Raw genomic sequence first — 13,052 nt, 5'->3', positions numbered from 1 at the left:
CCCGCGGTCCGCCCGTTCCTCGCGCGCGAGGAACACGACGGGCTCCATTAGGGTCGGGTCCATGGGTACTCCTGACTTCATCCGGACCATCCGGGCCTCGGCGGGCCACCAACTGCTGTGGCTGCCGGGTGTCAGCGCCGTCGTCCTGGACGACCGCGGCAGGATCCTGCTCGGCCGGCGCGCGGACAACCACAAGTGGGCGGTCCCCTCGGGCATCCCGGACCCCGGCGAGCAGCCGGCCGCCTGCGCCGTGCGGGAGGTGTACGAGGAGACGGCCGTCCGATGCGTCCCCGAGCGGGTCGTGATGGTGAAGTCCGGCGAGCCGGTCACCTTCGGCAACGGCGACATCTGCCAGTTCATGGACATCACCCTCCGCTGCCGGGCCGTCGGCGGCGAGGCACGGGTCAACGACGAGGAGTCCCTGGAGGTGGGCTGGTTCGAGGTGGACGCGATGCCGACCATGAACGAGCGGCAGCTCTTCCGGATCAAGCAGGCCCTGTCCGATGAGCCCACATGGTTCGTCCCCACGAGTTCTGACTGAAGTATGGGGCGGGACCATATGTAGCCCGGTCGAGGGGCTGCCTAGGGTCGGGGTATGACCTCGTACGACACCTCGCCCGGCCCCTCCGCCCCCTCCCTCGACCTCACCGGCCGCACCGCCCTCGTCACCGGTGCGGCGGGCGGCATCGGCGGCGCGTGTGCGCTGCGGCTGGCGGCGGCCGGGGCCGAGGTGAGGGCCGTCGACCGGGACGCGGCCGGGCTGGAGGCACTCGCGGGAGCCGCCGGTGAGCTGGCCGGATCGGTCGAACCGCAGGTCCTGGACCTCACCGATCTGGAAGCCGCCGAGCGCATCGCCGCCGGCACCGACATCCTGGTCAACAACGCCGGGCTCCAGTTGGTACGCCCCATCGAGGAGTTCCCGCCCGACGTCTTCCACACCGTGCTGACCGTGATGCTGGAGGCCCCGTTCCGGCTCATCCGAGGCGCCCTGCCGCACATGTACGGCCAGGGCTGGGGCCGCATCGTCAACATCTCCTCCGTCCACGGTCTGCGCGCATCCGCCTACAAGTCGGCCTACGTGTCCGCCAAACACGGTCTGGAGGGCCTGTCCAAGACGGCCGCCCTGGAGGGCGCAGCCCACGGTGTCACCTCGAACTGCGTGAACCCCGCGTACGTGCGCACCCCCCTGGTCGAGAAGCAACTCGCCGACCAGGCACGGGCCCACGGCGTCCCCGAGGAACGTGTGCTGTCCGAGGTGCTCCTCCAGGACAGCGCCGTCAAACGGCTCATCGAACCCGAGGAGGTCGCCGAGGCCGTCGCCTATCTGTGCGGCCCGCACACCGCCTTCGTCACCGGTACTTCGCTGGTGCTCGACGGGGGCTGGACCGCCCACTGACCGGCCGGGCGACCACGGGCCGGGAGGTTTTCCACAGGCCGGACGCGACCGGCGGACCGTGCGGGATCCTGTGACCATGTTCCGCCACCACCCGCACTCCGCCCCGCGTCCCGCCACCGCCGCCGGACCCCCGGCCGGTGCCGCCACGCGCCGCTCGCTGCTCGGCACGGAGGTCGTCGTCGCCGTGCGCCGATGGCGGTACGGGGCCGCTGTGAGAGCCGCGGGGTCACACCGCGCGGGTGTCCGCCGCCCGGCCTGTGGCCTGCTTTCCGTCCGCCGCGGTCTCGGGGTCGATCTCGGCGAGGTCCCGGTGCCGGGTCTCCTCGGCCAGGGCGACCGCGACCAGGGTCAGCACGGCTGCCGCGATCACGTACAACGCGATCGGTGTGGAGTCGCCGTACTCGGAGAGCAGCGCGGTGGCGATCAGCGGTGCGGGCGCACCGGCCGCGACCGAGGCGAACTGGGCACCGATCGAGGCGCCGGAATAGCGCATCCGGGTCGCGAACATCTCGGAGAAGAACGCGGCCTGCGGCGCGTACATCGCCCCGTGCAGCACCAGACCCACGGTGACGGCCAGGATCAGATCGCCGAACGAGGCCGTGTCGGCCAGGGAGAAGAAGGGGAACACCCACAGACCGGTCCCGGCCGCACCCAGCAGATAGACGGGTCGGCGCCCGATCCGGTCCGACAGCGCGCCCCAGGCCGGAATGACCGCGAAGTGCACGGCGGAGCCGATGAGCACGGCGTTCAGTGCCGTCTGCTTGGAGACGCCGGCCGAGGTCGTGGCGTAGACGAGGACGAAGGCGGTGATCACGTAGTAGCTGATGTTCTCCGCCATGCGTGCGCCCATCGCCACCAGGACGTCGCGCCAGTGGCGCCGCATAACGGCGACGAGCGGAAGTTTCTCGGGATCGGCGGCCTCGGTCGTCCTGCGGGCCTCGGCCCGCGCCAACGCCTCCCGGAACACGGGTGATTCATCGACGGACAGCCGAATCCACAGACCGACGGCGACCAGCACGCCCGAGAGCAGGAACGGGATCCGCCAGCCCCAGCCGGCGAACGAGGCGTCCGACAGCAGGGCGGTGAGCAGCGACAGCACACCCGTCGCCAGCAACTGCCCGGCCGGCGCTCCGGTCTGCGGCCACGAGGACCAGAACCCACGGCGCCGGGCGTCCCCGTGCTCGGACACCAGCAGTACGGCACCGCCCCATTCGCCGCCGAGGGCGAACCCCTGGACCAGTCGCAGCACGGTCAGCAGCACGGGCGCCGCGGTCCCGACGCTCGCGTGCGTGGGCAACAGACCGATGGCGAAGGTCGCCGCGCCCATCAGCAGCAGACTGAGCACCAACAGCCGCTTGCGGCCCAGCCGGTCCCCGTAGTGCCCGAACACCAGGGCGCCCAGCGGCCGCGCCGCGAACCCGACCGCGTACGTGAGGAAGGAGAGCAGGGTGCCGACGACGGGATCGGAGTCCGGAAAGAACAGCTTGTTGAAGACGAGCGCGGCGGCCGAACCGTACAGAAAGAAGTCGTACCACTCGATGGTGGTGCCGACGAGGCTGGCGGCGACGATGCGTTTGAGGTCGGTCGGTGCGGGCGGAGCGGTCGAGGGGGAGGACATCGGTACCACTTCCTGGCGTTCGACGGGGACGTCCGTGTGTCGCCACACCGTAGGAACGCGCAGGTCAGAGGCGTATGTGGTGGGACACCATAGTTCCTGGTGCGGAAGTGCGCGCGCCCACCATGGGCCGGCGCCCGGCCTCCTCGACGGCCCGGCGAGCCGCCGGAGCACGCCGCCGTCCGTCTGGGCGCGCAGATGCTGGAGCAGTGTCGAATGCGTAGGGGCGGGTGTCCGCGGCACCGGCCGCGGTGGCTGCCTGAAGCCGGTCGGCGCCGTCCGTGTCGTGGCCGCGCGGGCCGTCTTGGGGTCCGTCAGGTGTCCTTCCCGGCCTTCCGCTTGGGAGGGGTATGACCCGGATCACACCTCGTAGGAGCCGGATGAGGGCATGCGGGAGGCCCGGCGTTGGTTGCAAGTGGTGTCTCCGACAACGGATCGGAGGCAGCGAGCCGCCCTCGGCGTCGATGCAACGCCCCGTGACGACCCACTTCCGACATTCATATGTGGTTCCGCGTGCCTGCGGAGCCCAGGAGGTGTTCACGAGATGGCTGTCAGCCCTCGCTACGCGCTCAACACCGTCGCCGTCATCGCCGGCGGATTCCTCGCCGTGTCCTCTTTCGCCTTCTCCGCCCATGCCGCCGGCTGGATCGCCTTCGGGGTGTCCACGGGCGTCGCGGTCGCGGGCGCCACCGCCGCGGTCTTCGCCCGTCGCACCTCGGCCAAGGCCGGGCACGCCGTGCTCGCGGTGGTCGGTCTGTGGTCCCTGATCGCGGCCCTGGCCTTCCACGGCACCGCGCAGACCTGGCTCGTCTTCGCGGACGCCGTCGCCCTCGCCATCGCGGCCCTCGGTGACCTGACGGCCCATGAGCTGAGCACCGAACACGTCGTGCACGCCCTGGAGGTGCGCTCCGCCGACACCAGCGGCACCGCGGTCCACACCGACGGCATCGCCGCCTGACGCACCACCGCGGCGCGACAGGGGGACCTCCCACCCCAGGAGGTCCCCTTCCGGCTGCCCCGGTGCAGGCCCGGGGATCCTCCGGCGGGTTCGCCGGTCCTTGGAGAGCGTCCCCGGAGAGCGTCCGCGGCAGCTCCGTCGGCCCTTGAGAACACCTGGTGTGAAGTGCGCCGAACCATCGTCCCCATGCGGTCGGCGAATTTTTCACAAAGGTGGTATGCGTAGGCTTCATGGAGATTCGTGATCTCTCGCTCACCGCCCTGAGGGTCTTCCGGGCGGTCGCCGAGCAAGGCACCTTCACCGCGGCCGCCGTCTCGCTCGGGTACACGCAGTCAGCGGTCTCCCGGCAGGTCGCGGCGATCGAACGCGCCGCGGGGACGTCCGTACTGGAGCGGCGGCGGGACGGGGTGCGGCTGACCGCCGCGGGGCACCTCATCCTCCGTCGTGCCACGGCCGCGCTCGACGAGATCGACCGCATGGCCCGGGAGGTGTCCGGTCTCCCCGACCAGGGCGGCACCGTCCGGGTGGGCTGGCTGCCGAGCACCGGCGCGGTCCTGGTCCCCCGCGCGATCACCGTCCTGCGGGCCTCGCATCCGGCCATCACGGTGGTCACCCGCGAGGGAAGCACACCCGCTCTGGTCAGGGCCCTGCGCACCAGCAGCATCGACCTCGCGCTGATCAGCTCCGCGCCCCCGTTCCGGCCGCTGGACGGACAGTCGCCGCCCCTGGAGTGCCAGACCCTGACGGAGCGCAGCCTGTACCTGGCGCTGCCCGTCTCCCATCCGCTCTCCCGCCGTGACTACGTCGACATCGCCGACCTGCGCGGGCAGCAGTGGATCGCGGCACCCTCCGGGGAGGACCGGCTCATGGGCGTCTGGCCGGGCCTGGACGAGCGGCCCGCGATCGTCCACACCGCCCGGGACTGGCTGGCCAAGCTGCACCTGGTCGCCGCCGGATGCGGGCTGACCACGGTGTCCGCAGGGATCACCCGGGCGCTGCCCGAAGGGGTGTGCGTCCGGCCCGTACGCGGCGGACCGCAGGAACAGCGCAGGCTCCTCCTGGCCAGGCTGCCCGGCCCGATGCCGGAGGCCGCCGCCCGGGTCGGCGAGGCACTGAGAGCCGCGGCACTGGAGGCGGACCTCGATTCCTGACGTGGCTCCTTCCCGTGCCCGGGGCGGGCCACGGCGGCTCGCCCCTTCCGTCCGTCAGGTCCCGGACGGGCCGCGGGACACGGGCTCAGGCCGAGGAGCCGCGGGACACGGGCTCACGCCGAGGAACTGAGGACCGGTGTGCGCCCGCGCGGATCGGGCACCCTGAGGAGCGCGGTGACCTGGGACAGGTCGGAGACGAACAGGTGAGCCAGTTCGGCCGTGAAGCCGGTGCGTACCACCAGGCGCAGGACGGACACGTCCTGGCAGGGGGCGGGGAAGGTGTACGCGGGCAGGTGCCAGCCGCGTGCGCGCATCGCCTCGGACACGTCGAAGACCGTGAAGTCGGTGGTGCCGGGGGTGAGTCGGAAGGCGAAGGCAGGGAGGTCGGAGCCGTCCGTGACCAGTTCGTACGGCGGCAGTGCGCGGATCTGCGCGGCCAGCGAGCGGGCCGTCGTGCGGCTCTGATGCGCCAGGTTGCGCAGTCCCTCGAAGCCGTACCGCAGGAAGTTGTAGTACTGCGCGACGACATGGGCGCCGGGACGCGAGAAGTTGAGGGTGAACGTGGGGGACTTGCCGCCGAGGTAGTCCACCTCGAAGACGAGGTCGTCGGGGAGTGCTTGGGCGTCCCGCCACAGGGCCCAGCCGAGGCCGGGGAAGACATGGCCGTACTTGTGCCCGGAGGCGTTGACGGACGCGACGCGTTCGAGCTGGAAGTCCCACATCAGGCCGGGGTCGAGGAACGGCGCCACCAGTGCGCCGGAGGCCCCGTCGACATGGACGGGGATGTCGGTGCCGGTGGCCGCCTGGTAGCCGTCGAGGGCCAGGCAGATGTCCGCGACGGGCTCGTAGGACCCGTCGAACGTGGAACCCAGGACGGTCACCACGCCGATGGTGTTGTCGTCGCAGTACGCGGTCAGGGTGTCGGGTGTGAGGTGGTAGCGGCCCGGTTCCATCGGGACGTAACGCGGCTCCACCTCGAAGTAGTTGGCGAACTTCTTCCAGCACACCTGGACGTTCGCGCCCATCACGAGGTTCGGGCGGGTGACGTCCTTGCCCTGGGCGCGGCGGCGGGTCTGCCAGCGGCGCTTGAGCGCGAGACCGCCGAGCATGGCCGCCTCGCTGGAGCCGGTGGTGGAGCAGCCGCGCACCAGCTCCGGGCGCGGCGCGTGCCAGAGCCGGGCGAGCATCTGGACACAGCGCTCCTCCATGGCGGTGATCTGCGGGTACTCGGCACGGTCCGCGAGATTCTTCTCCGCGGTCTCGGCCATGAGTTGCCGCGCCTCGGGTTCCATCCATGTCGTGACGAAGGTGGCGAGGTTGAGCCGGGCGTTCCCGTCGAGCATCAGCTCGTCGCGCACGCGGCGGGACACCGCGTCCGGTGACGATTCCGCCGCGGGCAGTTCCTCGACCGGCACGAGCAGCGTGCCGACGGGCTGGGGAGCGGCGCAGGGGGAGACGAGGAGGGGGTCAAGGTCTGCTTCCGGCAAGAGGCCGGTATCCGGAATGGGCATGGGTGCCTGGTGGCCTTTCTGGTCCTGGTGCGGCCCGCGTACATTCCGGACGTTAGATCTCTTCGCGGCCCGGCATCCGCGCCGATTACACCGATCTAGTGAGCGATTTGCGGAGTGATGAACCGGATTTTCCTCTTGTGACAACCGGTCATGGGTTCACCGTGGCATTGCCGGTGCCCCGCGGGGTGTCGTGGACGGCCGTCCCTTCCCGCGGACCGGCCGCCGGCACACGGGGTGCCGGCGGCCGGTGTACGGGTGCGGATCCGGCACGGCCGAAAGCCGCCCCGGCGGGGGCTACTTGACGGTCACGGTGACGCTCGGGGAGTGCGTGGCGCCGGACGCCACGCGGTAGTGCTGGGTGCCCTTGGCGGTGGGACGGGTGCTGACGGAGTACGTGTCGCCCTGCTTGACCGTGCTGCGGCCGGGGACCGTGGCCCACTTCCCGTTCTTGTCCTGCTGCAACGTCACCTCGGCGCCGACCTTCAGACCGGTGGTACGGCCGGTGATCCGGACCTCCTCACCCGGCTTCACGCTGGCCGGACTGACCTCGGCCGTGAGCGAGGTGGGCTGGGCGGCTGTGGCCCGGATCAGGTCGGATCTCGGACTCGGCGTCGCGGCCTGGGCCGCGGTCGAGCCGGCGGAGACCAGCGCCACCGTCAGGGCGCCGGTGGCCATCGTCCGGAGGGTACGGCTGCGGTAGGTGAAGGTCATGGTGACTCCCGTTGGTCGACGGACGCCCCCCTGGGCCGGGCATGGGCCGATGGGGCCATGCCACGCCTCCATCAGAGTGAACCGGGCGGTCCGGCACGGCATCTCGGTCCGGGCGCGACGGGCGTCGCAGGAGACGCCTCGGGCGTGCGTCGCCGCAGGTGGGACGACTGTTGCCGATCCAGGGGCACTTATTTTCTTTTACCTTCGGTGCGCTGCCACAGACGACGTCCGGCAGCACCCCAAGGGCCCGGAAGGACCGGCGGCCGGGACGCGCTCCGCGACGGGCCGGGCCGGCGTTCCCCGCCGCGCGGAGTCGGTGGCCGGGCGGGTCCGCCGACGGGTGCCGCCGGCCGGTCCGCCGACGCGTTCCGCCGGGTCGCCGGGCGATCGGCCGACCGGTGCCGCGGGGCGGGTCACGCCGGCCCGTGGTCGCAGGTCGGGTCACGCCAGCCCGTGCCGTCGGGCGTACAGCGCCGCCGCGGTCCGGTCGCGCGAGCCCGTCTTGGCGAAGATGCGGTTGATGTGCGTCTTGACGGTGTTGCGGCTCAGAAACAGCCGGTCGGCGATCTCCGTGTTGTTCAGGCCGTGTGCGATCAGCGTGAGGATCTCGGACTCCCGGGGGGTCAGCCCGTCCGGCAGTTCCTTCGTCGCACCGCCCCCGGCGTCGTCCCGCGGCGGTTCACCGGTGCGGGCGGCGGCCAGCAGCGCCTCCTGCACCTGGGGGTGCAGCACGGACAGCCCCGCCACGGCGCTGTGCAGCGTGCTGACGATGTGCATGCGGTCGGAGTCCTTGGTCAGATAGCTGCGCGCACCCGCCCGCAGGGTGTCGAGGATCGACCGGTCGTCGGCGTACGTGGTGAGCACGACGATGGCGACCTCCGGATGCTCGGCCGTCAGCCGGCGCGTGGTCTCCACACCGTCGAGCACCGGCATGCGCAGATCCAGCAGGATCGCGTCGGGCCGCAGCCGCGCCACCAGCTCCAGGGCCTCCGCACCGTCGGCGGCGGAGCCGACCACGTCCACCTCCGGCAGCAGGTCCAGCATCAGCGACAGCCCCTCGCGCACGCTGGCCTGGTCGTCGGCCACGACGATCCGCAGCGGTGCGTGCTCCGGCCCGGTCATCGCGGCACCCGGGCGATCACGGCCCAGCCGGCGTCCCGCACCGGACCGGAGGTGAGGGTCCCGCCGAGCAGCAGCAGCCGCTCCCGCATGCCGGTGAGCCCGTAGCCGCCGTCCACGGTCGCGAATCCGGAGGCCGCGCCCGCGCCGAGCGGATTGGCGACACGCAGGACCACGTCGGCGTCCTCGTAGGTCAGGGTGAGGGTCGGGGGCTGGCGCGGGGCGTGCTTGGCCGCGTTGGTGAGGGACTCCTGCGCGGTACGGATCAGAGCGAGCGTCTGCTCGGGCGAAAGCGGCACGGGCGTACCGTCCACGCGCAGCGCCACCGGGGTGTGATGGCGCTGCTCATGGGCGGTGGCCAGCGCGGCCAGTTCTGCCTCCAGGGGCCTGCTGTCGGCCCGCAGCGCGTGCACCGCACGACGGGTCTCGGCCAGGCCCTCCGCGGCGAGCTGCTGGGCGACGGACAGGGCATGGTCCGCGCGGGCCGGGTCCGGACGGTCGGCGAGCAGGGCACGCGCCGTCTGGACCTGGATGCCCAGGGCACCGAGCGAATGCGCCAGCACGTCGTGGATCTCCCGGGCGATCCGGGCACGCTCGTCCAGAACGGCACTGCGCTGCTGCTCCGCCCGCAGTTCCTCGGCCTGCGTCAGCAGAGTCGCGTTCTGCTCGGCCCACACCCGGTAGGCGCGCCGGTTCAGGCCGACCAGCAGGCCCACCGCGAGCAGCAGCATCACCCCGATCGCCTTCTCGGGACCGGCGTCGCCGACCAGGGCACCGGTGGTCACGGCCAGGATGCCCGCCGTGAACACCGCCCACCCCGACAGCAGCCGCGGCTCGGTGCCCGCGTCCATCGTGGCGACCACGGCCAGGGCGCCCAGCGACGTCGACCCGTCCAGGACGCACGCCGCGCCGGAGACGACGGTGATCAGACCGAGCACGAGGGGCACCGCCCAGGCCGCGTGCGGACGCTGTTCGAGGAGCACCCACAACGCCATCAGCACCCCGCACAGGGCATAGGCGACGGCCGCGGAGATCAGGGCCCACTGCTCCGGCCTGCCCCGCAGGAAGACATCCAGCCCGACCAGTACGAAGGTCGCGACCCTCGCCAGCCAGGAGGCGGTGCGCAGCACAGCCTCACCTTAACGGGATCGGGTGGCCCGGTGACGGGTGCGGCGACGGCGCGGGCCTGGTACCTGGGGGTGAGGGCGGCCCGGGAAATCTGGTACCGCGGTCCACCCCCTGCTATAACGCCGCTCCGGTCTCCCGTGCGCCACGGTGGACTGCGTCTTCGCATCCGGCAACGACCGGATGGCCCGCGCAGCCGAAGGGAGCCGCAGCCATGGTCGACCTTCCGGATCTCGTCGACGGTGTCCCCGCCCTGACCATCGACGGCGGACCGGTACGCCCACCGTCCACCTTCGACGTCCTCGATCCGGCGACCGAGAAGTCCGTCGCACGGGCGCCGCTCGCCCGCGGGGAGGACCTCGACCGGGCCTTCGACGCCGCCCTGCGGGCCTTCCCGGTGTGGAGCCTGCGCGACGACGTCCGGCGGGTGGCGCTGCTCGCGGCGTCCGACGTCGTCGCCGACGCGGCGCTGCCGCTGGCCGACATCCTCACCGCGGAACAGGGCAAGCCGCTGCCGGACGCGGTGCGGGAGGTGCACGCCGCCGCTGCCTGGCTGCGCTACTACGCGGACCTGCCGCTGGACCGGGAGGTGGTGCACGACGACGGCCGGCGCTACGCGGAGGTGGCGCACCGGCCCATCGGCCCGGTCGCGGTGATCACGACCTGGAACTTCCCCCTCGTCCTGGCCGCCTCCCGGATCGCCCCGGCCCTGCGGGCGGGCAACACCGTGGTGCTCAAGCCGTCCCCGCACACCCCGCTCGCCTCGCTGGCCTTCGGCGCGCTGTTGCGCGACCGGCTGCCGGACGGCGTGCTCAATGTGCTGAGCGGCGGCGACCGGCTCGGTGCCGCCGTGAGCGTGCACCCGCTGGCCCGCAAGGTCTGCTTCACGGGGTCGGTGTCCGCAGGGAAGGAGGTGGCCGCCGGGGTGGCCCCCGATCTGAAACGGCTGTCCCTCGGCCTCGGCGGGAACGACGCGGCCCTCGTCCTCGACGACGCCGACCCCGCGACGACGGCGCCGAAGCTGTTCGCGGCGGCCTTCCGGAACAACGGGCAGACCTGTGTCGCCCCGAAACGCGTCTACGCGTCCCGTGCCGTCTTCCGTCCGCTGGTGCGGGCCCTCGCCGACCTCGCCGGCGGGACCGAGGTCGGTGACGGCAAGGACACGGGCACCGAGCTGGGGCCCGTCACCACCTGCGCCCAGTGGAAGCGGGTGAGCGGGCTCGTCGCGGACGCGCTGTCGCGGGGCGCCGTCGCGGTGTCGGGCGGGCGGCCGTCGGCCGGTCCCGGCTACTTCTTCCGACCCACCGTGCTCATGGGCGCCGAGGACGGCACCGCGGTCGTCGACGAGGAACAGTTCGGACCGGTGCTGCCCGTCATCGCCTTCGACGACCTGGACGACGCCGTCAACCGCGCCAACGCCACCCACTACGGCCTGGGCGCCTCGGTGTGGAGCAGTGACCCGGAGCGGGCGCTGGCCGTCGGGCGCCGGCTGGACAGCGGCACGTGCTGGGTCAACGACCACGGCACGATCGAACTCCACCTCCCGTTCCGCGGCAGCAAGTGGAGCGGCCTGGGAACCGGGGGCGGCCTGTGGGGCCTGCGGTCCTTCACGACCCCACAGCTCCTGTACCGGCCGAACTGAGGTCCCCGGGCCCGCACGCCGGGTCGGACGGGGGCCGCTGGTCCGGCGGGCCCGTCCGACCCGGCGTCAGGACGGGTCCGCCGGTCCGGTCACCGCGGGACGAGTTTCAGCGTGGTGCTCCGGGCGGCCACCATCGGGTCGACGTAGGAGCCGCCGTAGCGGCCGTACTTCGTGCGGTACGCCGTGTCGATGCGGTCGTTGACGGTGGAGTCGGCCTCCTCGACGAGGGTCACGTCCTTGTCGACGCCGCCGGAGCGGATGTGGCCCTCGTGGCTCGTGTGGGCGGTGCGCCACCACACGCCGTCGCCGCCGCGGTAGGAGCGGATGTAGAGATCGTCGCCGTCCCGGACGACCCAGATCGGCACCGGCGCGCGCAGGGTGCCGTCGCCGCGGGCCGGGGCCATCTGGAGTTCGTCGGCCGTGCCGATCCTGGTCAGTTCGTCGTTCGTCCATGTCGTCATCGGAGGGTCTCCCTCGGGAAGTCGGTCGGACGTGCGAGGCGGCGGGCCGTACTCACCAGCATGACCGGCGTCGCCCGTCGCGACGAGCCGGGGGCGGCCCGACGGCACGCCGAGGGGCATGCGCGCCAGGGCCGGACGGCGGTGGCTCAGCGGGTGTGCGGGAGCCGCAGGGCCGGGTGGTCCGCGGCGGGGGCGCGGCGGATGGCGATGAGGGCGGCGTCGTCGCCGAGCCGGCCACCGGTGTACGCGAGCAGATCGTGCTGGATGTGGTGGAGGAGGGCCTGCGGAGACTGCCCGGACCACTGGGTGACGCGTTCCGCCAGGGGGTAGAAGGCCCCGCCGCGGTCGCGGGCCTCGACGACGCCGTCGGTGTACAGCAGCAGCGTGTCCCCGACGGCGAACGGCAGCACCGCCACCGCCGCGTCACCCGGGTCGGTCAGACCGACCCCGAGCGGGGGCGAGGGGACCAGGTCGGGGAGGGTCGCCGGATGGCCGTCCTGCAACAGCAGCGGCGCCAGGTGGCCGCAGCTGGTCAACCGGGCGACCGGATCGTTGTCCGGGATCTCCAGCAGCAGGGCGGTGGCGAACCGCTCGCCCATCTCCTCCGTGGGTTCGAAGTCGGCCAGGTAGCGCGTGACGCTCTGTTCCAGCGAGGCGGCCAGCTCCGGCAGGGCCGAGTTGTGGTGCGCGGCCTCACGGAACGCGCCGAGCAGGAGTGCCGCCTCCCCGATGGCGGACAGACCTTTGCCCCGCACATCGCCGATGACCACCCGGGTGCCCTCCGTGCCGCGGGCCGCGGCGTACAGGTCGCCCCCGATCTCGGCCTCCTCTTCGGCGGCCATGTAGACGCAGGCGAGTTGCAGCGTGCCGAGCCGGTGCGGCAGCGGCCACAGCAGGACCCGCTGGGCCGCCTCGGCGACGGATCGGACCTGGGCCAGTTCGCGACTGCGCCGGTCGCGGATCGCGCAGAACACCACGATCAGGAGGGAGAGCACGATCAGGGCGAAGACCTGCACGATGGTGTTCCGCGTCCACAGGACGTTGGAACGCCAGCCGATGATCGCCTGGGCCGCCACCGCGATGCCCCCGATGGCCCCTGTCAGCAGCGGGCCCTCGAACCATGCGGTGACCGCCGGTGCGATGACCAGCAGGGGACCGAGCACGATGTCCACCGGCGACACGATGTCGGCCACCGTGATCATGACGATCAGCACCAGGGGAACGAGCAGCAGCAAGCGGCTCGGCCGCCAGGGTAGCCACGGCCGGGCGAAGAGTTGCTGCGAGGCGAACATGTCTCCCACAGTGCACCGCGCCGGAAGGGTTCGCGCACGGGCGCGAACGCTGGAGTCGGCGGCTGGGGCCC

The 13,052-nt window shown here is 72.3% G+C and carries 12 protein-coding genes; 5 read left to right on the top strand and 7 right to left on the bottom strand.

Annotated elements, in window-relative coordinates:
• The first annotated feature begins 61 nt into the window (after positions 1-61).
• Both ACFC09_RS23105 and ACFC09_RS23100 read left to right on the top strand, forming a co-directional pair.
• Positions 62-541 (top strand): NUDIX domain-containing protein, encoded by a 480-nt coding sequence (locus ACFC09_RS23105; RefSeq protein ID WP_376531375.1) that lies wholly within the window; start codon positions 62-64, stop codon positions 539-541.
• A gap of 54 nt (positions 542-595) precedes the next feature.
• Positions 596-1,396, top strand: a complete 801-nt coding sequence (locus tag ACFC09_RS23100) for a 3-hydroxybutyrate dehydrogenase (RefSeq protein WP_376531372.1) — start codon at positions 596-598, stop codon at positions 1,394-1,396.
• A gap of 226 nt (positions 1,397-1,622) precedes the next feature.
• Here the strand turns inward: ACFC09_RS23100 and ACFC09_RS23095 are convergent, their stop codons facing one another.
• Positions 1,623-3,014 (bottom strand): MFS transporter, encoded by a 1,392-nt coding sequence (locus tag ACFC09_RS23095; RefSeq protein ID WP_376531370.1) that lies wholly within the window; start codon positions 3,012-3,014, stop codon positions 1,623-1,625.
• A gap of 541 nt (positions 3,015-3,555) precedes the next feature.
• On the opposite strand from ACFC09_RS23095, the gene ACFC09_RS23090 reads away from it, so the two are divergent.
• Positions 3,556-3,969 (top strand): hypothetical protein, encoded by a 414-nt coding sequence (locus ACFC09_RS23090; RefSeq protein WP_376531367.1) that lies wholly within the window; start codon positions 3,556-3,558, stop codon positions 3,967-3,969.
• 230 nt (positions 3,970-4,199) lie between these two features.
• Positions 4,200-5,120 (top strand): LysR family transcriptional regulator, encoded by a 921-nt coding sequence (locus ACFC09_RS23085; RefSeq protein ID WP_376531364.1) that lies wholly within the window; start codon positions 4,200-4,202, stop codon positions 5,118-5,120.
• 113 nt (positions 5,121-5,233) lie between these two features.
• On the opposite strand, the gene ACFC09_RS23080 is transcribed toward ACFC09_RS23085, so the two are convergent.
• The 4 genes from ACFC09_RS23080 to ACFC09_RS23065 form a co-directional block, all read right to left on the bottom strand.
• A complete protein-coding gene (locus tag ACFC09_RS23080; protein ID WP_376531361.1) occupies positions 5,234-6,631 on the bottom strand; it encodes a glutamate decarboxylase in 1,398 nt (465 codons plus the stop codon).
• A gap of 294 nt (positions 6,632-6,925) precedes the next feature.
• On the bottom strand, positions 6,926-7,342 hold the full coding sequence (locus tag ACFC09_RS23075; RefSeq protein ID WP_376531359.1) for a hypothetical protein: 417 nt from the start codon (positions 7,340-7,342) through the stop codon (positions 6,926-6,928).
• 441 nt (positions 7,343-7,783) lie between these two features.
• Complete coding sequence (locus tag ACFC09_RS23070; protein ID WP_376531357.1) at positions 7,784-8,464, bottom strand: response regulator; 681 nt, start codon at positions 8,462-8,464, stop codon at positions 7,784-7,786.
• Positions 8,461-9,591, bottom strand: a complete 1,131-nt coding sequence (locus tag ACFC09_RS23065) for a sensor histidine kinase (RefSeq protein ID WP_376531354.1) — start codon at positions 9,589-9,591, stop codon at positions 8,461-8,463. Before ACFC09_RS23065 ends, ACFC09_RS23070 begins: the two co-directional genes overlap by 4 nt.
• A gap of 209 nt (positions 9,592-9,800) precedes the next feature.
• On the opposite strand from ACFC09_RS23065, the gene ACFC09_RS23060 reads away from it, so the two are divergent.
• The gene (locus tag ACFC09_RS23060; RefSeq protein ID WP_376531351.1) at positions 9,801-11,228 is read left to right on the top strand and encodes an aldehyde dehydrogenase family protein; all 1,428 of its coding nucleotides are present in this window, start codon (positions 9,801-9,803) and stop codon (positions 11,226-11,228) included.
• Positions 11,229-11,317: 89 nt separating this feature from the next.
• On the opposite strand, the gene ACFC09_RS23055 is transcribed toward ACFC09_RS23060, so the two are convergent.
• Entirely contained in the window at positions 11,318-11,689 is a 372-nt protein-coding gene (locus ACFC09_RS23055) for a DUF2255 family protein (protein ID WP_376531349.1), read from the bottom strand.
• Positions 11,690-11,835: 146 nt separating this feature from the next.
• Positions 11,836-12,981: a PP2C family protein-serine/threonine phosphatase gene (locus tag ACFC09_RS23050; protein ID WP_376531346.1), complete on the bottom strand. Its 1,146-nt coding sequence runs from the start codon at positions 12,979-12,981 to the stop codon at positions 11,836-11,838.
• Positions 12,982-13,052: the final 71 nt, after the last annotated feature.

Source organism: Streptomyces sp. NPDC056161 (genome assembly GCF_042268025.1).
GTDB lineage: Bacteria > Actinomycetota > Actinomycetes > Streptomycetales > Streptomycetaceae > Streptomyces.
The sequence above is the reverse complement of the archived record's forward strand: the minus strand, read 5'-3'. Positions and strand labels throughout refer to the sequence as shown.

What these genes read in the sequence shown, in the direction of transcription:
- ACFC09_RS23105 (WP_376531375.1), top strand. Translation starts at nt 62, where the DNA reads ATGGGTACTCCTGACTTCATCCGGACCATCCGGGCCTCGGCGGGCCAC.
- ACFC09_RS23100 (WP_376531372.1), top strand. Translation starts at nt 596, where the DNA reads ATGACCTCGTACGACACCTCGCCCGGCCCCTCCGCCCCCTCCCTCGAC.
- ACFC09_RS23095 (WP_376531370.1), bottom strand. Translation starts at nt 3,014, where the DNA reads ATGTCCTCCCCCTCGACCGCTCCGCCCGCACCGACCGACCTCAAACGC.
- ACFC09_RS23090 (WP_376531367.1), top strand. Translation starts at nt 3,556, where the DNA reads ATGGCTGTCAGCCCTCGCTACGCGCTCAACACCGTCGCCGTCATCGCC.
- ACFC09_RS23085 (WP_376531364.1), top strand. Translation starts at nt 4,200, where the DNA reads ATGGAGATTCGTGATCTCTCGCTCACCGCCCTGAGGGTCTTCCGGGCG.
- ACFC09_RS23080 (WP_376531361.1), bottom strand. Translation starts at nt 6,631, where the DNA reads ATGCCCATTCCGGATACCGGCCTCTTGCCGGAAGCAGACCTTGACCCC.
- ACFC09_RS23075 (WP_376531359.1), bottom strand. Translation starts at nt 7,342, where the DNA reads ATGACCTTCACCTACCGCAGCCGTACCCTCCGGACGATGGCCACCGGC.
- ACFC09_RS23070 (WP_376531357.1), bottom strand. Translation starts at nt 8,464, where the DNA reads ATGACCGGGCCGGAGCACGCACCGCTGCGGATCGTCGTGGCCGACGAC.
- ACFC09_RS23060 (WP_376531351.1), top strand. Translation starts at nt 9,801, where the DNA reads ATGGTCGACCTTCCGGATCTCGTCGACGGTGTCCCCGCCCTGACCATC.
- ACFC09_RS23055 (WP_376531349.1), bottom strand. Translation starts at nt 11,689, where the DNA reads ATGACGACATGGACGAACGACGAACTGACCAGGATCGGCACGGCCGAC.
- ACFC09_RS23050 (WP_376531346.1), bottom strand. Translation starts at nt 12,981, where the DNA reads ATGTTCGCCTCGCAGCAACTCTTCGCCCGGCCGTGGCTACCCTGGCGG.